Origin of the sequence: Streptomyces sp. NPDC050743, assembly GCF_044456925.1 — a bacterium.
GTDB lineage: Bacteria > Actinomycetota > Actinomycetes > Streptomycetales > Streptomycetaceae > Streptomyces.
In genome coordinates, this window is sequence record NZ_JBITGJ010000035.1 from 69508 (window position 1) to 86166 (window position 16659).

19 protein-coding genes are annotated in these 16659 nt (G+C 72.7%); 14 read left to right on the plus strand and 5 right to left on the minus strand.

Features of this window, described 5'->3' with window-relative positions; genetic code table 11:
• Positions 1-71 precede the first annotated feature (71 nt).
• From ACIBJF_RS28880 to ACIBJF_RS28890, 3 genes are read left to right on the plus strand one after another with little or no spacing between them, the layout of a single operon-like run.
• Complete coding sequence (locus ACIBJF_RS28880; RefSeq protein WP_399178036.1) at positions 72-1586, plus strand: IucA/IucC family protein; 1515 nt, start codon at positions 72-74, stop codon at positions 1584-1586.
• A gap of 9 nt (positions 1587-1595) precedes the next feature.
• On the plus strand, positions 1596-2858 hold the full coding sequence (locus ACIBJF_RS28885; protein ID WP_399178037.1) for a VWA domain-containing protein: 1263 nt from the start codon (positions 1596-1598) through the stop codon (positions 2856-2858).
• Entirely contained in the window at positions 2858-3658 is an 801-nt protein-coding gene (locus tag ACIBJF_RS28890) for a hypothetical protein (RefSeq protein ID WP_399178039.1), read from the plus strand. The genes ACIBJF_RS28885 and ACIBJF_RS28890 overlap by 1 nt, the downstream gene beginning before the upstream one ends.
• A gap of 52 nt (positions 3659-3710) precedes the next feature.
• On the opposite strand, the gene ACIBJF_RS28895 is transcribed toward ACIBJF_RS28890, so the two are convergent.
• On the minus strand, positions 3711-4337 hold the full coding sequence (locus ACIBJF_RS28895) for a winged helix-turn-helix transcriptional regulator (RefSeq protein WP_399178041.1): 627 nt from the start codon (positions 4335-4337) through the stop codon (positions 3711-3713).
• Between the two features lie 81 nt (positions 4338-4418).
• Between ACIBJF_RS28895 and ACIBJF_RS28900 the strand changes: the two genes are divergently transcribed.
• A complete protein-coding gene (locus tag ACIBJF_RS28900; RefSeq protein ID WP_399178042.1) occupies positions 4419-5627 on the plus strand; it encodes a pyridoxal phosphate-dependent aminotransferase in 1209 nt (402 codons plus the stop codon).
• 3 nt (positions 5628-5630) lie between these two features.
• Here ACIBJF_RS28900 and ACIBJF_RS28905 read toward each other — a convergent pair whose 3' ends face one another.
• Positions 5631-6107: an ATP-binding protein gene (locus ACIBJF_RS28905; protein ID WP_356308647.1), complete on the minus strand. Its 477-nt coding sequence runs from the start codon at positions 6105-6107 to the stop codon at positions 5631-5633.
• A 158-nt stretch (positions 6108-6265) separates the two neighbouring features.
• Here ACIBJF_RS28905 and ACIBJF_RS28910 point away from each other — a divergent pair, with 158 nt between their 5' ends.
• The 7 genes from ACIBJF_RS28910 to ACIBJF_RS28940 all read left to right on the plus strand — a co-directional run bounded on the left by ACIBJF_RS28910 (position 6266) and on the right by ACIBJF_RS28940 (position 11501).
• Positions 6266-7093, plus strand: coding sequence for a helix-turn-helix transcriptional regulator (locus ACIBJF_RS28910; protein WP_399178067.1), 828 nt, complete (start codon positions 6266-6268; stop codon positions 7091-7093).
• Positions 7090-7296 carry a DUF397 domain-containing protein gene (locus ACIBJF_RS28915; protein WP_399178043.1) on the plus strand — a complete coding sequence of 69 codons (207 nt, stop codon included), beginning with the start codon at positions 7090-7092 and terminating at the stop codon, positions 7294-7296. The genes ACIBJF_RS28910 and ACIBJF_RS28915 overlap by 4 nt, the downstream gene beginning before the upstream one ends.
• Before the next feature lie 75 nt (positions 7297-7371).
• Entirely contained in the window at positions 7372-8379 is a 1008-nt protein-coding gene (locus tag ACIBJF_RS28920; RefSeq protein WP_399178045.1) for a trypsin-like serine peptidase, read from the plus strand.
• 85 nt (positions 8380-8464) lie between these two features.
• Entirely contained in the window at positions 8465-9637 is a 1173-nt protein-coding gene (locus ACIBJF_RS28925) for a serine hydrolase domain-containing protein (RefSeq protein ID WP_399178047.1), read from the plus strand.
• A gap of 31 nt (positions 9638-9668) precedes the next feature.
• A complete protein-coding gene (locus ACIBJF_RS28930; RefSeq protein WP_399178048.1) occupies positions 9669-10268 on the plus strand; it encodes a histidine phosphatase family protein in 600 nt (199 codons plus the stop codon).
• A gap of 119 nt (positions 10269-10387) precedes the next feature.
• The gene (locus ACIBJF_RS28935) at positions 10388-11026 is read left to right on the plus strand and encodes a hypothetical protein (protein ID WP_399178049.1); all 639 of its coding nucleotides are present in this window, start codon (positions 10388-10390) and stop codon (positions 11024-11026) included.
• Between the two features lie 52 nt (positions 11027-11078).
• Complete coding sequence (locus tag ACIBJF_RS28940; RefSeq protein WP_351806356.1) at positions 11079-11501, plus strand: acyl-CoA thioesterase; 423 nt, start codon at positions 11079-11081, stop codon at positions 11499-11501.
• 11 nt (positions 11502-11512) lie between these two features.
• On the opposite strand, the gene ACIBJF_RS28945 is transcribed toward ACIBJF_RS28940, so the two are convergent.
• On the minus strand, positions 11513-11914 hold the full coding sequence (locus ACIBJF_RS28945) for a winged helix-turn-helix transcriptional regulator (protein ID WP_399178051.1): 402 nt from the start codon (positions 11912-11914) through the stop codon (positions 11513-11515).
• Positions 11915-12006: 92 nt separating this feature from the next.
• Between ACIBJF_RS28945 and ACIBJF_RS28950 the strand changes: the two genes are divergently transcribed.
• On the plus strand, positions 12007-13446 hold the full coding sequence (locus ACIBJF_RS28950; protein WP_399178053.1) for an MFS transporter: 1440 nt from the start codon (positions 12007-12009) through the stop codon (positions 13444-13446).
• A gap of 13 nt (positions 13447-13459) precedes the next feature.
• Here ACIBJF_RS28950 and ACIBJF_RS28955 read toward each other — a convergent pair whose 3' ends face one another.
• Positions 13460-14314 (minus strand): NAD(P)H-binding protein, encoded by an 855-nt coding sequence (locus ACIBJF_RS28955; RefSeq protein ID WP_399178055.1) that lies wholly within the window; start codon positions 14312-14314, stop codon positions 13460-13462.
• 96 nt (positions 14315-14410) lie between these two features.
• Here ACIBJF_RS28955 and ACIBJF_RS28960 point away from each other — a divergent pair, with 96 nt between their 5' ends.
• Together ACIBJF_RS28960 and ACIBJF_RS28965 are read left to right on the plus strand one after the other, a co-directional pair.
• On the plus strand, positions 14411-15226 hold the full coding sequence (locus tag ACIBJF_RS28960; protein WP_399178057.1) for a helix-turn-helix domain-containing protein: 816 nt from the start codon (positions 14411-14413) through the stop codon (positions 15224-15226).
• An 80-nt stretch (positions 15227-15306) separates the two neighbouring features.
• Positions 15307-15927, plus strand: a complete 621-nt coding sequence (locus ACIBJF_RS28965) for a 3'-5' exoribonuclease domain-containing protein (protein WP_399178058.1) — start codon at positions 15307-15309, stop codon at positions 15925-15927.
• On the opposite strand, the gene ACIBJF_RS28970 is transcribed toward ACIBJF_RS28965, so the two are convergent.
• On the minus strand, positions 15875-16501 hold the full coding sequence (locus ACIBJF_RS28970) for a TMEM175 family protein (RefSeq protein WP_365328924.1): 627 nt from the start codon (positions 16499-16501) through the stop codon (positions 15875-15877). The genes ACIBJF_RS28965 and ACIBJF_RS28970 overlap by 53 nt on opposite strands.
• Between the last annotated feature and the right edge of the window lie 158 nt (positions 16502-16659).

The following is a 16659-nucleotide window of genomic DNA, read 5'->3' on the forward strand; positions in this document are numbered from 1 at the left end:
GTGGTCGCGATCAGTATGTCTGTCGTCGCCGACAATCGTCCTCCGTGCCGCGTGTACCCGAGGAGCCGACCGTGCACCGTCCCCCCACCACCGAGGCCCAGGTCGCCGAGGAGCTGGCCGCTGTCCGGCCCGGCCTGCTGCCCCGGTTCACGGCGGAGCTGCCGGGGGCCCGCGCCGCGGTGCTGACCCGGCTGTGGCGGGCGCTGGCCCATGAGCCGCTGCCATGGGTCACGGGCCGGGTGCACGGTGCGCACAGCCTGGCGCTGCGGCTCGCCGACGGCCGGACGCTGTACGGGCCGCACGCGGACCCGTACGCCACGAGGGCGTACGTCACCGGGGTCCGCCTGGACCGGGAGCGCCAGGTGGATCCGGCCGGGCTGATGACCGCCCTCGGGGTGCCGCACGGCGCCGCGTTCGCGGCCGAACTGGCCGACAGCGTCGCCTCGTTGGCGCTGTCGCGGGCCGACGCGGATCACCCGAAGGAGTGGCCGGACCGGGACTGGGAGTGGGAGCAGCGGGTGACCGACGGGCATCCGTACCACCCGGGCTGCCGTTCCCGGCCCGGTTTCTCGGTGGCGGACCAGCTGGCGTACGGCCCGGAGCACCGGCCGGTGGTGGAGCTGGGGACGGTGCCGGTGCCCGCGGACGGGTGCCTGGTGACCGGCGACTGGCCGCGGGAGCTGAGGGACGGCGAGCGGCTGCTGCTGCCGGTGCACCCGTGGCAGGCGGAGCATGTGCTGAAGCGGCCGTACACCCCCTGGCGCCCGGCCCGCCCGCTGCTCTCCCTGCGCACCCTCGCGCTGCCGGACGGCCCGCATGTGAAGACCGCGCTCAGCGCCCGGCTGACGTCGTCCGTGCGGGACATCTCCCCCTACTCGGTCCAGGCCGCAGCGCCCCTGTCCGCCCTCGGCGAGGAGCTGGCGGCCCGCACCGGGGGACTGCTGCACGTCACCCGCACGCCGGCCGCGGTCTCGGCCCACTCTCCCGACCTGGCCGCGCTGCTGCGGGAGTCGCCCGAGGTGTACGCCGGTCTGGGCGAGCGGGTCGTCCCCGTGGCCGCGCTCGCCACGACCGACCTGCCCGGCTCCCCCGCCTGGCTGGCCGCGTTCGCGCGGCTGGCGCTGACCGTGGGACTGCGCCTGCTCGACCTCGGCGTGGCCCTGGAGGCGCACGGCCAGAACCTGCTGGTGATCCTGTCGGCGGACGGCACCCCGCTGCGGCTGGTCTACCGCGACCTGGCCGACATCCGGATCAGCCCGGCCCGCCTGATGCGGCACGGCATCACCCCGCCACCGCTCGCCGGCCGGCTGGTCACCGACGACGAAACGGCCCTGCGCCGCAAGCTGTTCGGCTCGCTGGTGGCGGGCGCCCTGGCCGGTACGGCCGGTTCGGGCCCTGCGCTGGGCACGGCGCTGGCGTCCGCCGTACCGGACCTGCCGGACACTCCCGACCTGCGCGCCCTGCGTGAAGGGCCGGTGCCGGCGAAGGCGTTGACCCTGATGCGGCTGTCCCCGCGGACCCCGGGCGACCAGTGGACCGCCCTGCCCAACCCCCTCGTTTTGGAGCACGACCCGTCTGATCAATAAGATCCGGCGATGATCACAAGACAACGGCTGGCGGCGGGCGTCTGTGCTCTGCTCGCCGCCCTGGCGGCCGGGCTCGCGTTCCCTGGCGGGGCCGTCGCCGATGAGACGGAACAGGCCGCTCCCAAGGTCGAACTGGTGCTGGACGTCAGCGGTTCGATGCGGGCGCGGGACATCGACGGCGGCTCGCGGATGGCCGCGGCGAAGCAGGCGTTCAACGAGGTGCTGGACGCGACCCCGCAGGAGGTCCGGCTCGGCATCCGCACGCTGGGCGCCAACTACCGGGGCAACGACCGCAAGGAGGGCTGCAAGGACACCGCGCAGCTCTACCCGGTCGGCCCGCTGAACCGGACCGACGCGAAGACGGCGGTGGCCACGCTGCAGCCCACCGGCTGGACGCCGATCGGCCCCGCGCTGCTGAAGGCGGCGGACGACCTGAACGGCGGTACCGGCACCCGCCGTATCGTCCTGATCAGCGACGGCGAGGACACCTGCCAACCGCTCGACCCGTGCCAGGTGGCCCGCGAGATAGCCGCCAAGGGCATCGGCCTGACCATCGACACGCTCGGCCTGGTGCCGGACGCCAAGACCCGCGACCAGCTCAGCTGCATCGCGGACGCCACCGGCGGCACCTACACGGACGTGCGGCACAAGGAGGAACTGTCGGACCGGGTGGGCCAGTTGGTCGACCGGGCGGCGGACCCGGTGGTGACGCCGGTGGCCACGGAGGGTGCCGCGCAGTGCGCGCAGGCGCCGACGCTGAAGTCCGGGCTGTACACGGACCGCGAGGAGTTCGGGCAGCAGCGCTGGTACAAGGTCGACGTCGACCCGGGCAAGGAGCTGCGCGCCTCGGTGAGCGTGGCCGACGACCGCGCCGTGAACCCGGACTACGGGGTGCTGCTGCGGGCGGTGACCGTGCACGGACGGGAGATCGTGCGCGGCGAGGCCGCCGGTGACGGCCGTACGGACGTCATCTCGACGGGTCTGCGCTACCCGAAGCCGGAGAGCGACGACGACACGGCGACGGCGGAGACGGTGTGCCTTCAGGTCACCAGCTCCTTCTCGGCGGCGACGGGCGTGAAGACCACGCCGGGTCTGCCGCTGGAGCTGACGGTCGATGTGGTGGACGGGCCGTCGGGGCACCACGACGTGGCCTCCTTCGGTCTCGGGCGCGGCTGGTGGCTGCTGGGCGCCCTGGTGCTGGCCGGCTTCGTCGCCGGTCTGCTGTGGGGCTGGCTGTCGCGCTGGCGGGTCGCGGTCTGGAGGACGAACTGATGCGGATCACACGTGTGCTGGGTGCAGCGCTGCTGGCACTCGGGATGGCCGCCGGACCGGCCGCGGCAGACTCCTCCCCGTCTCCCGGTGCCTCCGCCGACGGCACGGCACCCACCCATGCGGGCACGTCGTTCCGTACGGCGACGGAGATCGAGCAGGGGCAGCGGGCCACGGCGTCCGGTTCGACGGGTGACTACCTGTACTGGTCGTTCCCCGCGGACACCGGGCAGCGGCCCGCCGTCGAGGCGACGGTGAAGCTGCCCGCCACGCACGGGGCGCAGACCTGGCAGATCGACGTGTACGACGGGCTGCGGCGCCGGCAGGCCTGCCAGTACGGCGCGGCGAGCCGTACCGCCGGGCAGGGCGCGTCCTCCGTCGAACTGGCCTGTGTCCTGCGGACCGTGCGCGGCTGGTCGGAGCCCTGGGCCAACGACCCGCTGCCGGGCACGTACTACATCCGGCTGACGGTCGTGGACCTCGGTTCGGCCGACCTGGGCAAGCCGGTCGGCGTCGAGGTCCGTGCCGACTCCAAGGACATCGGCGGCGCGGCGGCGGCGGACGGCTCGCTGGGCAAGCCGCTGGTGCCCGGCATCGCCGTCAAGTCGGAGGCCGACGGGGACGGTTCGAAGAGCGCGGTGCTGTCCAGCTTCGGCTCCGACGACGGCTGGTCCTCCGGCTGGTGGTCCGACCGGTGGGTGTGGACCGCGATCGGGGGCCTGCTCGCGGCTCTCGCCGGGATCGGCGGGTATGCGCTGACGCGGGGTTCGGGACGGCCGTCCCGGGTGCCGCCGAACGTGTGAGCCAAGGCGCTCGAAGGCCCGCCTCCCGGCGGGCCTTCTGCTTTTCCCGTTCCTACGCCTCCTTCAGCGCCTTGGCGAGCATGCCGGCGCCGGTCACCGTCACCCGTCCGTCCCGTACCGCGTCCACCAGGCCCGTCTCGCCCCTGGCCACGGCCTCGCAGGTCGCGGCGTCCATCGTCAGGCAGGCGTCGGCCTCGCCGGGCGCGGGTCCGTCGCCGTACACCGGGCCCTCCTCCGCGCCGACCCGCACATGGAAGTCGCCTTCCTCCAGCCGGACCTCGACCAGCCCCTCGCCCTCCAGCGCCCGCAGCAGCGGCAGGGCGAACCAGTGGGCGCGGACCGCGTCGGTCGGCCGCCGCTCCCCCAGCTCGGCCTCGCCCCACCGCCCGAGTGCCTGGAGCACCGGGAGCAACGCACGACCGCGCCCGGTGAGTTCGTACACGAAGGCCGCGCCGGGCGGAGGGAGCTTCCGGCGGGTGGCGAGGCCGTCGCGTTCCATGTCCTTCAGCCGTGAGGCGAGTACGTCCGTGCTCACGCCGGGCAGGTCCGCGTGCAGGTCCGTGTAGCGGCGGGGGCCGGCCAGCAGCTCCCGGACGATCAGCAGGGTCCAGCGGTCGCCGACGAGATCGAGGGCGCGGGCTGCGGAGCAGTACTGGTCGTAGCTTCGGCGTGGTGACATGCGACGCAGTCTAGACAAGATGTTGGACTTTCCAAGCGCCTACTTGGTAAAACCAAGTAACACCAGTTTCCGGAGGGGCGCATGGAGTTCCGGCAGTCGAACAAGCTCAGCGAGGTCTGTTACGAGATCCGCGGCCCGGTGATCGAGCACGCCAACGCGCTGGAGGAGGCGGGGCACAGCGTGCTGCGCCTGAACACCGGCAACCCCGCCGCCTTCGGCTTCGAGGCGCCGGAGGAGATCCTCCAGGACATGATCCGGATGCTGCCGCAGGCGCACGGCTACACCGACTCCCGCGGCATCCTCTCCGCCCGCCGCGCGGTCGCCCAGCGCTACCAGACCCTGGGACTGGAGGTCGGGGTCGACGACGTGTTCCTCGGCAACGGCGTCTCGGAGCTGGTCTCCATGGCCGTACAGGCCCTGGTCGAGGACGGCGACGAAATCCTCGTCCCCGCACCGGACTTCCCGCTCTGGACCGCCGCGACCACCCTCGCCGGCGGCAAGGCGGTGCACTACCTGTGCGACGAACAGGCCGACTGGAACCCGGACCTGGTCGACATGGCGTCGAAGATCACGGACCGCACGAAGGCCGTGGTCATCATCAACCCCAACAACCCGACGGGCGCGGTGTATCCGAAGGAGGTCGTCGAGGGCATCCTCGACCTCGCCCGCCGGCACGGCCTGATGGTGTTCGCGGACGAGATCTACGACCAGATCCTGTACGACGACGCGGTCCACCACTCGGCCGCCGCCCTCGCCCCCGACCTGGTCGTCCTCACCTTCTGCGGCCTGTCGAAGACGTACCGGGTGGCGGGCTTCCGCTCCGGCTGGCTGGTGGTGACGGGCCCCAAGCAGCACGCGAAGGACTACCTGGAGGGCCTGACCATGCTGGCCTCCATGCGTCTGTGCGCCAACGCGCCCGCCCAGTACGCCATCCAGGCCGCGCTCGGCGGCCGCCAGTCGATCCGCGAACTGACCCTGCCCGGCGGCCGGTTGTACGAGCAGCGCAACATCGCCTGGGAGAAGCTGAACGAGATCCCCGGCGTGTCCTGCGTGAAGCCCAAGGGCGCGCTGTACGCGTTCCCGCGCATCGACCCCGCTGTGCACAAGATCCACGACGACGAGAAGTTCGTCCTCGACCTGCTCCTTCGCGAGAAGATCCAGGTGGTCCAGGGCACCGGCTTCAACTGGCCCTCCCCCGACCACTTCCGCATCCTCACCCTGCCGCACGCGGAGGACCTGGAGGCGGCGATCGGCCGGATCGGGCGGTTCCTCGGCGGGTACCGGCAGTAGTCGTCACCCCATCACGACCTCGCACCAGACGGTCTTCGTATAGGGGTTCCCGCACGTCGTTCCCCAGTGACCGGCCAGGGCCTCGACGAGCAGGAGCCCCCGGCCGGACTCCGCCTCGAAAGAGGCCGGCGGGAGTGTGCCCGGAGTGGGCGGGTGACGGTCGATGCGGGAATCCGTGACCTCGATGCGGAGTGCCGGGCCGTCAGGGAAGAGGCTGAGCTTCAGGCGGAAGTCACGTCCCCTCACCCGCCCGTGACGCACGGCGTTCGCGGCGAGTTCGGCCACGAGGAGCACGGCGGTCTCGTTGGCCTCCGCGCCGTACGGCCAGCCCCAGGCGTCCAGTTGCCCGGCCGTCAGCCGGCGGGCGAGGCGAGCGCCTCTCGGTGTGGCCGAGAGCCGGACGGTGAAGTGGCGGGCGGCCGCGGCGGGTTCCGCCGCCTCGGCGTGGGATGCCGTCGAGTGGGCGATATCGGCGTTCATGTCACTCAGCGTGGTCGCCTGTCTCTACGCTGAACAGCGATCACGGCGGTACGCAGCGTCACTGTCCGGTGGCTGTCCGGGGTTGTCCGGGCGGTGACGCGTGACGCGGCGGGCCGGTGAGGAGTTGGGCACGGGCGGCATGTGGAGGTGTCGGGGTGGTGGATGTGACGGGGCACGCCGAGGACGAGGAGTCGGCGGCCGTCCTGCGGACCGTCGGCAAGGTCATCAAGATGTACCGCGAGCGGAAGGGCCTCACCCAGGCCGAGTTGGGGGCGGCCATCGGGTACAGCGAGGAGCAGGTGTCCTCGGTGGAGCGGGGGCGGCGGGCGCCGAAGGGGCAGTTCCTCGACGCGGCGGATCAGGTGCTCGACGCGCACGGGGTGATCGCCGGGTTGAAGAAGGACGTGGAGGAGGCCCGGTATCCGAAGAAGGTGCGGGATCTGGCGAAGTTGGAGGCGGAGGCGGTCGAGCTGTGCGCCTACGCCAACTCGGTCGTTCATGGCCTGTTACAGACGCCTGAGTACGCCAGGGCGTTGTACGGGATGCGGCGTCCGCCTTTCAGTGAGGAGGAGGTTGAGCAGCTTGTCGCCGCACGCCTGGCGCGGCAGGAGATCTTCGACCGGCAGCCCACCCCCGTCTTCAGTTTCGTCCAGGAAGAGGTGACCCTGCGCCGTCCGCTCGGAGGCAGAATGGTGATGCGGAAGCAGCTCGAACATCTGTTGGAGGTCGGTCGGCGACGGAACGTGGAGATCCAGGTGATGCCCACCGATCGCGACGACCACGCGGGCCTCGCGGGGTCACTTCAGCTGCTCCGGCTCAAGGAAGGGGACACCGTGGGGCACAACGAGGTCCAGCTCACCAGTCGGCTGATCTCCCATCCCAAGGAGGTCCAGATCCACGAGATCCGCTATGGCATCATCCGGGCCCAGGCCCTCGCACCCCGTGAGTCGCAGGCCTTCATCGAGAAAGTGCTGGGAGAAACATGATGACCAACCCCTCGACGGAGAACGGTTCCGCGCTGGAGTGGTTCAAGAGCAGCTACAGCACGAATGACGGCCCGGAGTGCGTGGAGGTCGCCTTCGCCCCCGGCACCATCCACATACGGGACTCGAAGCACCACCACGGCCCCCAACTCACCGTCGGCCCACGGCAATGGGCCTCCTTCGTCTCCTACGCCGCCGGACACTGACAACACCCTGATCTCCTGGCCCCTCCGCCGACGTCTGTGCGAAGATCACCCCCGCGTGATCAGGGGGGAACAGTGTTGTCGGCGTACCGAATACGTGGGACGGCCGTGGCCATGGCCATGGTGTGCGGGGCGGCGGCCGGGCTCGCGGCGCCGGCCGCGCAGGCGGCGCCCTCGCCGCCGGGACCGGCCGCCGGGCGGGAGGCCCGGCAGGCCGCGCGGTTCTGGACCGCGCAGCGCATGGCGGACGCCCGGCCGCTGGACGCGGCGCGGGTGGCGCCGGGCGGGCCGGGGCGGCCCGTCGCTGCGGCCGGCCGGCCGCAGGGCACGATGTTCGGCGGGAGCCGGCTGATCGGAACCTTCTTCGGGTCAAACGGGCCCGGCGGCACCACCTGGCACTGCACCGGCAGTGTGATCGACACCCCGGCGCGCGACATCGTCCTCACGGCGGCCCACTGCGCGCTGAACATGAAGGGCGACTACGTCTTCGTCCCCAAGTTCGTGAAGGGGGCCGGGCCCGACCGGCAGCCGTACGGCGTCTTCCACGTACAGCGGATCTTCATCGACCCCCGCTACGTACCCGACAGGGGGTCCACGACCACCAAGAAGCGCGCGTCGGACCTGGACACCGCGTTCGCCCGGGTCTCGGCCGACCAGCGCGGCCGGAGCCTCCAGGACGCGGTCGGCGGCGGACTGACCTTCACCCGCGCGAACGGCTACACGCACAGGAACGTGACCGTCGTCGGCTACCCCTCCTACCCCCACAACAGCGCCGGCCGCGCCGTCAAGTGCACCGTGCCCACCAGGCAACTCCCCGGCTACCGGCAGATGTCGATGACCTGCGGCGGCTACTACGGCGGCGTGTCCGGCAGCCCGTGGATCACCGACTACAAGGACGACGCGCGCACCGGCCACGTCATCGGCGACCTCGGCGGCTACAACGGCGGCGGCAACGACGCGAACGTCGACTACATCAGCTACGCCCCGGCGTTCGGCGACGACGCCGCACACCTCCTCGCCGACGCGGTGGCGAACCAGGACCCGCTCTCGGATGCGCCGCCGCGCCGCACACCGGGCGTGCGCTGACGGGTGGTTCGGGAGCGGGGAATGCCCGGCGGCGCCCGTCCGTTGAGGATCTCCGTTGGCCATCAGCGGACAGGGGGAACGACGCATGCCGATCGACGTGCGCGGAACGGTCGCGGAAGGATTCGAGGACGTACGCGAGGAGTTCGCGGCGGTGCTCGCCGGGGAGCGGGACGATCCGGGCGCGCAGCTCGTGGTGTACCGCCACGGGCGGCGCGTGGTGGACCTGTGGGGCGGCGACGGCATCGACGGGGAGACGCTGACGACCCTGTACTCCATCGCCAAGGGCGCCGCGCACCTCGTCGTCGCCCTGCTGGTGCAGGACGGGGTGCTCGACCTGGACCGTGAAGTCGCCGCGTACTGGCCGGAGTTCGGTGTCCACGGCAAGGACCGGCTGACGCTGGGCGAGCTGCTGGAGCACCAGGCCGGACTCGTCAGCGACGCCGAACAACCCTTCACCATCGAGGAGTTGGCCGACGACCGAATCACCGCGGCCCGGCTGGCGGGGCGCAGGCCGCTGTGGGAGCCGGGTACCGCCTGGGGCTACCACGCCTTCGTCATCGGCGCCCTCACCGGCGAGGTGGTGCGCCGGGTGACCGGCCGCTCCATCCAGGAACTGTACGAGGAGCGGATCCGGGCGCCGTACGGGCTGGACTACTACCTGGGCATGCCGGCCGAGGTGGAGCCACGCTGGGTGGACGTGCAGCCGCTGGTGCCGACCCCGGAGGAGGCCGCGCTGCTGAAGGAGCGGGTGCCGGCGCCGGACAGCATCCGGGGCATCGCCTTCAACGCGCACGGGCCGGAGCCGACCGACCTGGTGGCCTTCGGCAATCACCCCCGGGTGAAGGCGCTCGGACCGGCGTCCTCGGGCGGGGTGGGCAACGCACGCGGGGTCGCCGGGATGTTCGCGGCCGCCATCAGCACCGTGGACGGCCGGCCGCCGCTGCTCACGCCCGCGACCGCGGCCCTGTTCCGGATCGCTGCGCACCCCGGGCGGGCCGGACCTGGTCACCGGCAGCGAGAACCACTTCGCGCGCGGCTTCGAGTACACCCCGGCGCTCTACCCGTTCCTCGGCGCGGGCACCTTCGGGCACAGCGGCGCGACCGGCTCGCTGGGCTTCGCCGACCCGGCGAACGGCATCGCGTACGCCTACACCCGGCGCCGGTTCGCCTTCCCCACCGGGGTGGGGGCCGCCCTGGAGAACGGCCGTCTGGCCGAGTCCGTCCTGCGGGCGGCCGCCGCCCTGTGACACGGTGCTGACAGGCGAGTGGGAAGGCGGGAAGGCGCTGACGTGGGTGACCTCTTTCTCGTCCGGCACGGTGAGACCGAGTGGTCGCGGTCCGGACGGCACACCGGCTGGACCGACGTACCCCTCACCGAGCACGGGCGGGAGGAGGCGCGGCGGCTGGTGCCGCTGATCCGCTCGCACCGGATCGGGGCCGCGTTCGTCAGCCCCCTGCAGCGGGCCCGGGAGACCGCCGAGCTCATCGGCATCCCGGACGCCCGGGTCGACGCCGACCTGCACGAATGGGACTACGGCGGGTACGAGGGCGTCACCACCGCGGAGATCCAGCGCAGCCGGCCGGGCTGGTTCCTGTTCACGGACGGGGTCGCGCCGGGGCCGCCGGAGCATCCGGGCGAGACCCCGGAGCAGGTCGGCGAGCGCGCCGACCGGATGCTGGGCAAGGTCGACGCCGCCCTCGCCGCCACCGAGGGCGTCGTCGTGCTGATCGCCCACGGCCACTTGCTCCGCGTCCTCACCGCCCGCCGCCTCGGCCTCCCGCCCCGGCACGGGGCCCTGTTCCAGCTGGCGACGGGAACCCTGTGCCGGCTGGGCACGGAGCACGAGCGGCCGGTGGTGGCGGGGTGGAACATCCGGCCACCGGAGTAGGCCCCGGGCTCGGGGCCCGGACACGGGCGGCGGCCGCGTTGTCAGACCCGGGTCGTACTCTGCGAATGGGCCGTCCGACGGGCGGGCCCGGAGGGGCAGGGGACCGGAAGGAGCGCGCCGTGAGCCGACCGCCGACCGCCGCGCAGCGGCGGGTGATCGAGGCCGCCGATCCGGTGACCGGGCGGCTGCGCGGTACGGAGGCGCAGCTGGCGGCGCTGGTGAAGAGGGGGCTGGCCTTCCGGCACCCGCGGCCGCCGCACGAGCACTTCCTGACCCCGGCGGGGCATCGCATACGGGAGGCGGAGCCCCGGCAAGCGGTGTCCGAGGCGGAGCCGTCAAAACCCGCGGCGGGCACGGGGGTGTTCGCCGCGCGGGTCGGCGGCGAGGAGGAGCCGCCCGCGGACACCCCGGCGCGGCTGCGCGAGGTGCACAGCGCCTGGCAGGGGCTGCTGGAGCTGCGCCGGATGACCAACCCCGACGCCGCGGTGGACCGGCCGTGCGGCTGGGAGCGCACGCATCTGGTGCGGGCGGCGGCGCTGGCCCTGGAAGCGGCCGGGCACCGTCCGGCGAGCGGGAGCGCCGACGGCTACCGGGTGCGGGCGACCCCGCAGCCGGAGGCGGTCGCCGTGTACGCGGCGGACACGGACAGCCTGGCGGCCTGCGCGGCCACGCTGGAGCGCGCGGGCTGGCAGCCCGGCGAGTACACCGAACCGCGCACGAGAGAGCGCTATCTGCTGGCCTCGCCGCGCCGGGTGTGAGCGCCGTGCCAAGATCGACCGACCGGATATCCGCATGCGAGAAGGGCAAGCAGTGGCCGAACCGTTTTCCGTCCGTGTGACCGTCCGCGGCTACGAGACCGACACCCAGGGACACCTCAACCAGTCCGTGTACCTCAACTACGCGGAGCACGCCCGCTGGTCGCTGCTCCAGGCGGCCGGCATCAGCCAGGCCCGGCTGGTGGGCCGGGGTGTGGGCCCGGTGGCGCTGGAGACGACGCTCCGTTTCCGGCGCGAACTGCTTGCCGGCGACGAGGTCGACGTGACCTGTGCGTTCGAGTGGGGCGGCGGCAAGACCTTCCGGATCGCGCAGGAGATACGCAAGACCGACGGCACCCTGGCGGCCGAGGTCAGCGCGGTGGGCGGCCTACTGGATCTCAAGGAGCGCAAGCTGGTCGCCGACCCGCGGGAGGTGTTCAAGGAGCTGACGACGGACCTCGCCCTGTTCGGCCTGTAGGCCTCGCGGGCCTAGGCGTCGAGCAGCTCGGGCCGGTGCTCGGCGTCGTAGGCCGCCCGGGCCCCGGCGATGTACATCCGGTTCCGCTCGGCCCAGTCGGTCAGCCGCTGCAGGGTGTCGTTCAACTCGTGAGCGACCGGCGTGAGTTCGTACTCCACCTTGGGCGGCACGGTCGGATGCACCGTGCGGGTCACCAGGCCGTCGCGTTCCAGATTGCGCAGGGTGAGGGTGAGCATCCGGCGGCTGATGCCCTCGATGCCGCGCTCCAGTTCGGTGAAGCGGATGGGCCCGTGCGAGGCGGCGACGAGGATCTGCACGCTCCACTTCCCGGCCACCCTGTCAAGAACTTCGCGGACCGGGCAGGCCTGCGCGTTCACTGCCTGGACGGTAACACCGGTGTTCCTTCGGGACATCGGACTGCCTCCTTACGCCGGCCTCCATGGTCACTCACGATGGTCCCCGTTACAAGTCGTGCACCAAGGTGAGCTTGAGGAACGGGGTGGCCATGTCTGCCGTCATCGAGAACAGCCCGTCACCGACGCCGGTGACGTCCCCACGACCGTACTCCCGCTGGACGTCTCTCGCCGTGCTGTGCGCCGGCACGCTGATGACGATCCTCGACGGCAACATCGTCACGGTGGCGATGCCCGCCATCCAGAGCGACCTCGGCTTCAGCGGTCCGGGGCTCGCCTGGGTCGTGAACGCGTATCTGATCGCGTTCGGCGGACTGCTGCTGCTAATGGGCCGACTCGGCGACCTGGTGGGCCGCAAGCGGATGTTCACCACCGGACTGGCCGTCTTCACCGCGGCCTCGGTGCTGGCCGGGGTGGCCACGGGTCAGGGGCTGCTGATCGCGGCGCGGGCGCTGCAGGGCGCCGGCGGGGCGATGGCCTCGGCGGTGGTCCTCGGCATGCTGGTCGCGCTCTTCCCGGAGCCGCGGGAACAGGCCCGCGCCATCGCGGCGTTCAGCGCGGTCGGCGCGGCGGGCGGGGCGCTCGGCACCTTCCTGGGCGGCGCGCTGACGCAAGCCCTGGACTGGCACTGGATCTTCCTGATCAACCTCCCCATCGGGGTGGTCGCCTGGCTGGCGGCGGCGCGGGTGCTCGCGCCGGAGCGCGGCGCCGGGCTCGGCAGGGGCGCCGACTATCCGGGAGCCGCGCTGGTCGCGGCCGGGCTGATGCTCACGGTGTACGTCATCGTCGGCGCCGGTGGCCGTACCCCGGCCGGCACCGCGCTGCTCGCGGTCCTCGCGCTCGTGCTGTTCGCGGCGTTCACCCTGCGCCAGGTCCGGGCGGCCCGCCCGCTGCTGCGGCCCCGCCTGTTCCGCTCCCGGCTGCTGACCGGCGCCAACACGGTGCAGATGCTGATGATCGCCACGATGTACGGCTTCCAGTTCATCGGCGCGCTGTATCTGCAGAGGGTGCTGGGCTACGGCGCGTTGGCGACCGGCACCGCGTTCCTTCCGGCGCCGGTCGCGATCGGTCTGCTGATGCTGGGCCTGTCCGCGCGCACGGTCGCCCGGTACGGCGCGTACCGGGTGCTGCTGGCCGGCCTGGCGCTGATCGTCGCCGGTATGGCCCTGCTGAGCCGCGCACCGATCGGCGCCTCCTACGCCGTGGACGTGCTGCCGCCGCTGCTGCTGCTCTCCGCCGGGTTCGCGGCGGCCATGCCGGCGCTGACCGGGCTCGCCATGGCCGGGGCGCTTGAGGAGGACGCGGGTCTGGCGTCCGGGCTGTTCAACACCACGCAGGTGGTGGGCGGTTCGCTGGGCCTGGCGGTGCTGAGCACGCTGGCGGCGAGCCGCACCGGCGGTCTGCTCGGCCGGGGCGCGGAGCTGATCCCGGCCACGGCGGAGGGCTACCGGCTGGCGTTCCGGGTGGCGACCGGGATCGCGGTGGCCGCGCTGGTCCTGGCGGGAGCGGTGCTGCGGCCGCGGGGCCGGTGACACCGGGCGTGCCTCAGTCCGCGCCGAAGGCCTCCTTGTGGTCCTCGGCCCACTCCCGGAAGCTGCGGGCAGGGCGGCCCAGCACCTCGGGCACGTCCTCGGTGACCACCGCGTTGCCGCCGTCACGGACGAACGCGACGCCGGTCAGGATGCCGTCCGCCCGCTCCTCGTCGAAGCCCCAGGCGGTGCGCAGGAATTCACGGGTCTGGTCCGGAGACAGGTTCCGGACCGGGACCGGACGGCCCAGGACGTCGGCGAGCACGGCGGTCTGGCCGGGGACGGTGATGGCCTCGGGCCCGGTCAGGGTGTACGTCCGTCCCGCGTGCCCGGCGTCGACGAGCGCGCGGACGGCGACCTCTGCCACATCGCGCGGATCGATCACGCCCGACGCCCCGTCCCCGGTCATGTTGGGCACCGGCTCGCCCGCCCGGAGCGGCTCCGCCCAGCTCAGCGTGTTGGAGGCGAACGACGACGGCCGCAGCACGGTCCACTCGGCGCCGCTGTCGCGCACGGCACGCTCGCCGTCCAGGTGCCAGAGCCCGGAGGGGCCGACCGCCGGGTCGCCGGTGCCGATGGCGGAGAGCTTGACCAGCCGTCGTACGCCCGCCGCGCCGGCCGCCGCGACCAGCGCCGCGTCCCGGCCCTCGTCGGGGCCGGGCGGACGCAGCAGGAAGGCGGCCGTCACACCCTCCAGCGCGGCCCCGAGGGACGCCGGCTCGTGGAAGTCCCCGCGCACCACTTCCACCCCGGCGGGGACCCGCGCCTTCGCCGGGTCGCGGGTCAGGGCGCGCACCTTCTCACCGCGCGCGGCCAGCTGTCGTACGACGTCACTCCCGATGGTGCCCGTGGCACCCGTCACCAGAATCATGGGGTCCACGGTGGTCCGCAGGCGGGGCCGGTCTCTTGGAAATTCCGGCACGACCGGCCGGCCCGGACGGCGGTGCCGGGCGCTTACCGTGGAGGGGTGCCGAACTCCACCGCCGCGCCCGACACCGCCGCCTGGCAGGTCCGCAGCACGCCCGAGGTGCTGCGCCCGTGGCTCGCCGGGGTGCGGACCGTGTCCTTCGCCGAGCCACCCGAGGAGGCGTTCGTCCATCTGCCCGACGCGGTGACCAAGGTGGTGCTGCGGGTGACGGCGGACGGGCGGCGTGACGTGCTGGCCGTCGGGCCGCGGGTGCGGGCCTCCTACCACGAGGGGAAGAGCCGCATCTCCTGTGTGGAGCTGCGCCTCGCACCGGGTACGGCCCGGCCCCTGCTGGGTGTTCCGGCCGCCGGGCTGGTCGGCCGGGTCGCGAGGCTGGAGGAACTGCCGGGCGGGGCGGGGCGGCGGCTGGCGCGCGAGATGCGCCGGCTGGAGCCCCGGGAGGCGCTGCCGCACCTCACCGAGGTGCTGCCCGGGCTGCTGTCCGACGCCGTGGATCCGGACCGTACAGCACTGCTGCGGGCGGGCGTGGCGGCGTTGTCCGTACGGCTGGACCGGGCGCCCGCGCAGGTCCGGGAGGTCGCCCGGGAACTGGCCGTCAGCGAGCGTCAGTTGCGGAACCTGTTCGCCGAGGGCGTCGGGGTCTCCCCCAAGCACTACGCCCGTATCGACCGCGTCCGTACGGTCGTCACCCGGGCCGGGAGCGCCCGCTGGTCCGAACTCGCCGCCGCGACCGGCTACTTCGACCAGTCGCACATGACGTCCGACTTCCGTGCCCTGATGGGGGTGCCGCCCAGGTCGTACGTCACCGGCCGGCTGCCCGCGGTCACGCCCTGCCAGGTGGGACAGCGCGGCTGAATCCGCGCGGCCGCCCGCATGCCGTCGCGCGCCGGAAACGGGATGCGCGGCGGCGGCCGCGGCTGCCATGCTGCGGGACCATGTCCGCACGACGCGTCAAGCCCAGCCGCTGCATCTCCGTCGACATCGAGGCCGACGGGCCGATCCCGGGGCCGTACTCCATGCTGAGCGTCGGCGCGGCCGTGGCCGGCACCCAGGACGCCGACGGCTTCACCCCGGCGGACCCGGAAGAGCGGACCTTCTACCGCGAACTGCGGCCGATTTCCAGCGAGTTCGTCCCCGAGGCGCTGGCGGTGAGCGGCCTGGACCGGGACCGGTTGACGGCTCAGGGCGCCGAACCGGCCGTCGCGCTCGCCGAGTTCAGTGCCTGGGTACGGGAGGTGAGCGCGGGCGCGCAGCCGGTGATGTGCGGGTATCCGGCGTCGTACGACTGGACGTTCCTGTACTGGTACCTGATCCGTTTCACCGGCGAGAGTCCCTTCGGGCACTCCGGCTGCCTGGACATGAAGACGCTGTACGCCACCAAGGCCGGGCTGCCGCTGCGGGCGGTGGCCAAGGGCACGATGCCGCGGGAACTGCTGTCCCGGCGCCGGCACACCCACCACGCCCTGGACGACGCGATCGAGCAGGCGGAGCTGTTGGCGAACCTCATGGCGTGGCCGGGTCCGGGTCCGGGCGCGTCGGTACCGCGATCTGGTTGAAGCCATAGTAGAGGGCGAGCAGACCGTGCGCGGCCAGCGTGAGCGGGGCCGAGACGAAGGCCAGGCCCACCGTGAGCGGGTAGCCGAGGGAGCCGAGCGCGAACCGGGCCCGGGTCGACCGGGCCGCCGTGGTGTCCACGCGCGCGTCGAAGAGGTGGCCGGTGCGGGTGAGGTGCCACCACAGGGCCTGGAAGGCGAGGGCCATGGCGACCATGACCAGGCTGTACACGGCGGCCGCCGCGTGTGAGGCGGCGTCCTCGCGCAGATACTCCGCGAGCATGGCCGTCGGCCACGGCACCGCGGCCACCACCATCAGCAGCAGAAGGTTGAGGAACATCAGCGTGCGGTCGACCCGGGCGACGTAGCTGAACACCTGATGATGGTTGACCCACATGATGCCGATGACCAGGAAGCTGACCACATAGGCGGCGTACGAGGGCCACTGCGCGCCCAGCGCGTGCCACAGGCCGCCGTGTTCCCCCGCCTTGGGGACCTTGATCTCCAGGATGAGCAGGGTGATGGCGATGGCGAACACGCCGTCGCTGAAGGCCTCGACCCGGCCGGACTCGTTCATGGCCCAAGACTGCCGCACACACCCGTGCGGGGCACGGCGATCGCCGTGCCCCGCTGGGGAGTTCAGTGAGCCTTTCCCGGTAACCGACGGTCGCTGAGGGTGATCGCCTCCGGGAGTCTCGTGGTGTACTCCCAACTCCGGGCAGACGTAAGGCCCCT

Excerpts from the sequence above, each read along its gene's own strand:
- ACIBJF_RS28885 (WP_399178037.1), top strand. The coding sequence starts at position 1,596 with ATGATCACAAGACAACGGCTGGCGGCGGGCGTCTGTGCTCTGCTCGCC.
- ACIBJF_RS28890 (WP_399178039.1), top strand. The coding sequence starts at position 2,858 with ATGCGGATCACACGTGTGCTGGGTGCAGCGCTGCTGGCACTCGGGATG.
- ACIBJF_RS28895 (WP_399178041.1), bottom strand. The coding sequence starts at position 4,337 with ATGTCACCACGCCGAAGCTACGACCAGTACTGCTCCGCAGCCCGCGCC.
- ACIBJF_RS28900 (WP_399178042.1), top strand. The coding sequence starts at position 4,419 with ATGGAGTTCCGGCAGTCGAACAAGCTCAGCGAGGTCTGTTACGAGATC.
- ACIBJF_RS28905 (WP_356308647.1), bottom strand. The coding sequence starts at position 6,107 with ATGAACGCCGATATCGCCCACTCGACGGCATCCCACGCCGAGGCGGCG.
- ACIBJF_RS28915 (WP_399178043.1), top strand. The coding sequence starts at position 7,090 with ATGATGACCAACCCCTCGACGGAGAACGGTTCCGCGCTGGAGTGGTTC.
- ACIBJF_RS28925 (WP_399178047.1), top strand. The coding sequence starts at position 8,465 with ATGCCGATCGACGTGCGCGGAACGGTCGCGGAAGGATTCGAGGACGTA.
- ACIBJF_RS28945 (WP_399178051.1), bottom strand. The coding sequence starts at position 11,914 with ATGTCCCGAAGGAACACCGGTGTTACCGTCCAGGCAGTGAACGCGCAG.
- ACIBJF_RS28950 (WP_399178053.1), top strand. The coding sequence starts at position 12,007 with ATGTCTGCCGTCATCGAGAACAGCCCGTCACCGACGCCGGTGACGTCC.
- ACIBJF_RS28955 (WP_399178055.1), bottom strand. The coding sequence starts at position 14,314 with ATGATTCTGGTGACGGGTGCCACGGGCACCATCGGGAGTGACGTCGTA.
- ACIBJF_RS28965 (WP_399178058.1), top strand. The coding sequence starts at position 15,307 with ATGTCCGCACGACGCGTCAAGCCCAGCCGCTGCATCTCCGTCGACATC.
- ACIBJF_RS28970 (WP_365328924.1), bottom strand. The coding sequence starts at position 16,501 with ATGAACGAGTCCGGCCGGGTCGAGGCCTTCAGCGACGGCGTGTTCGCC.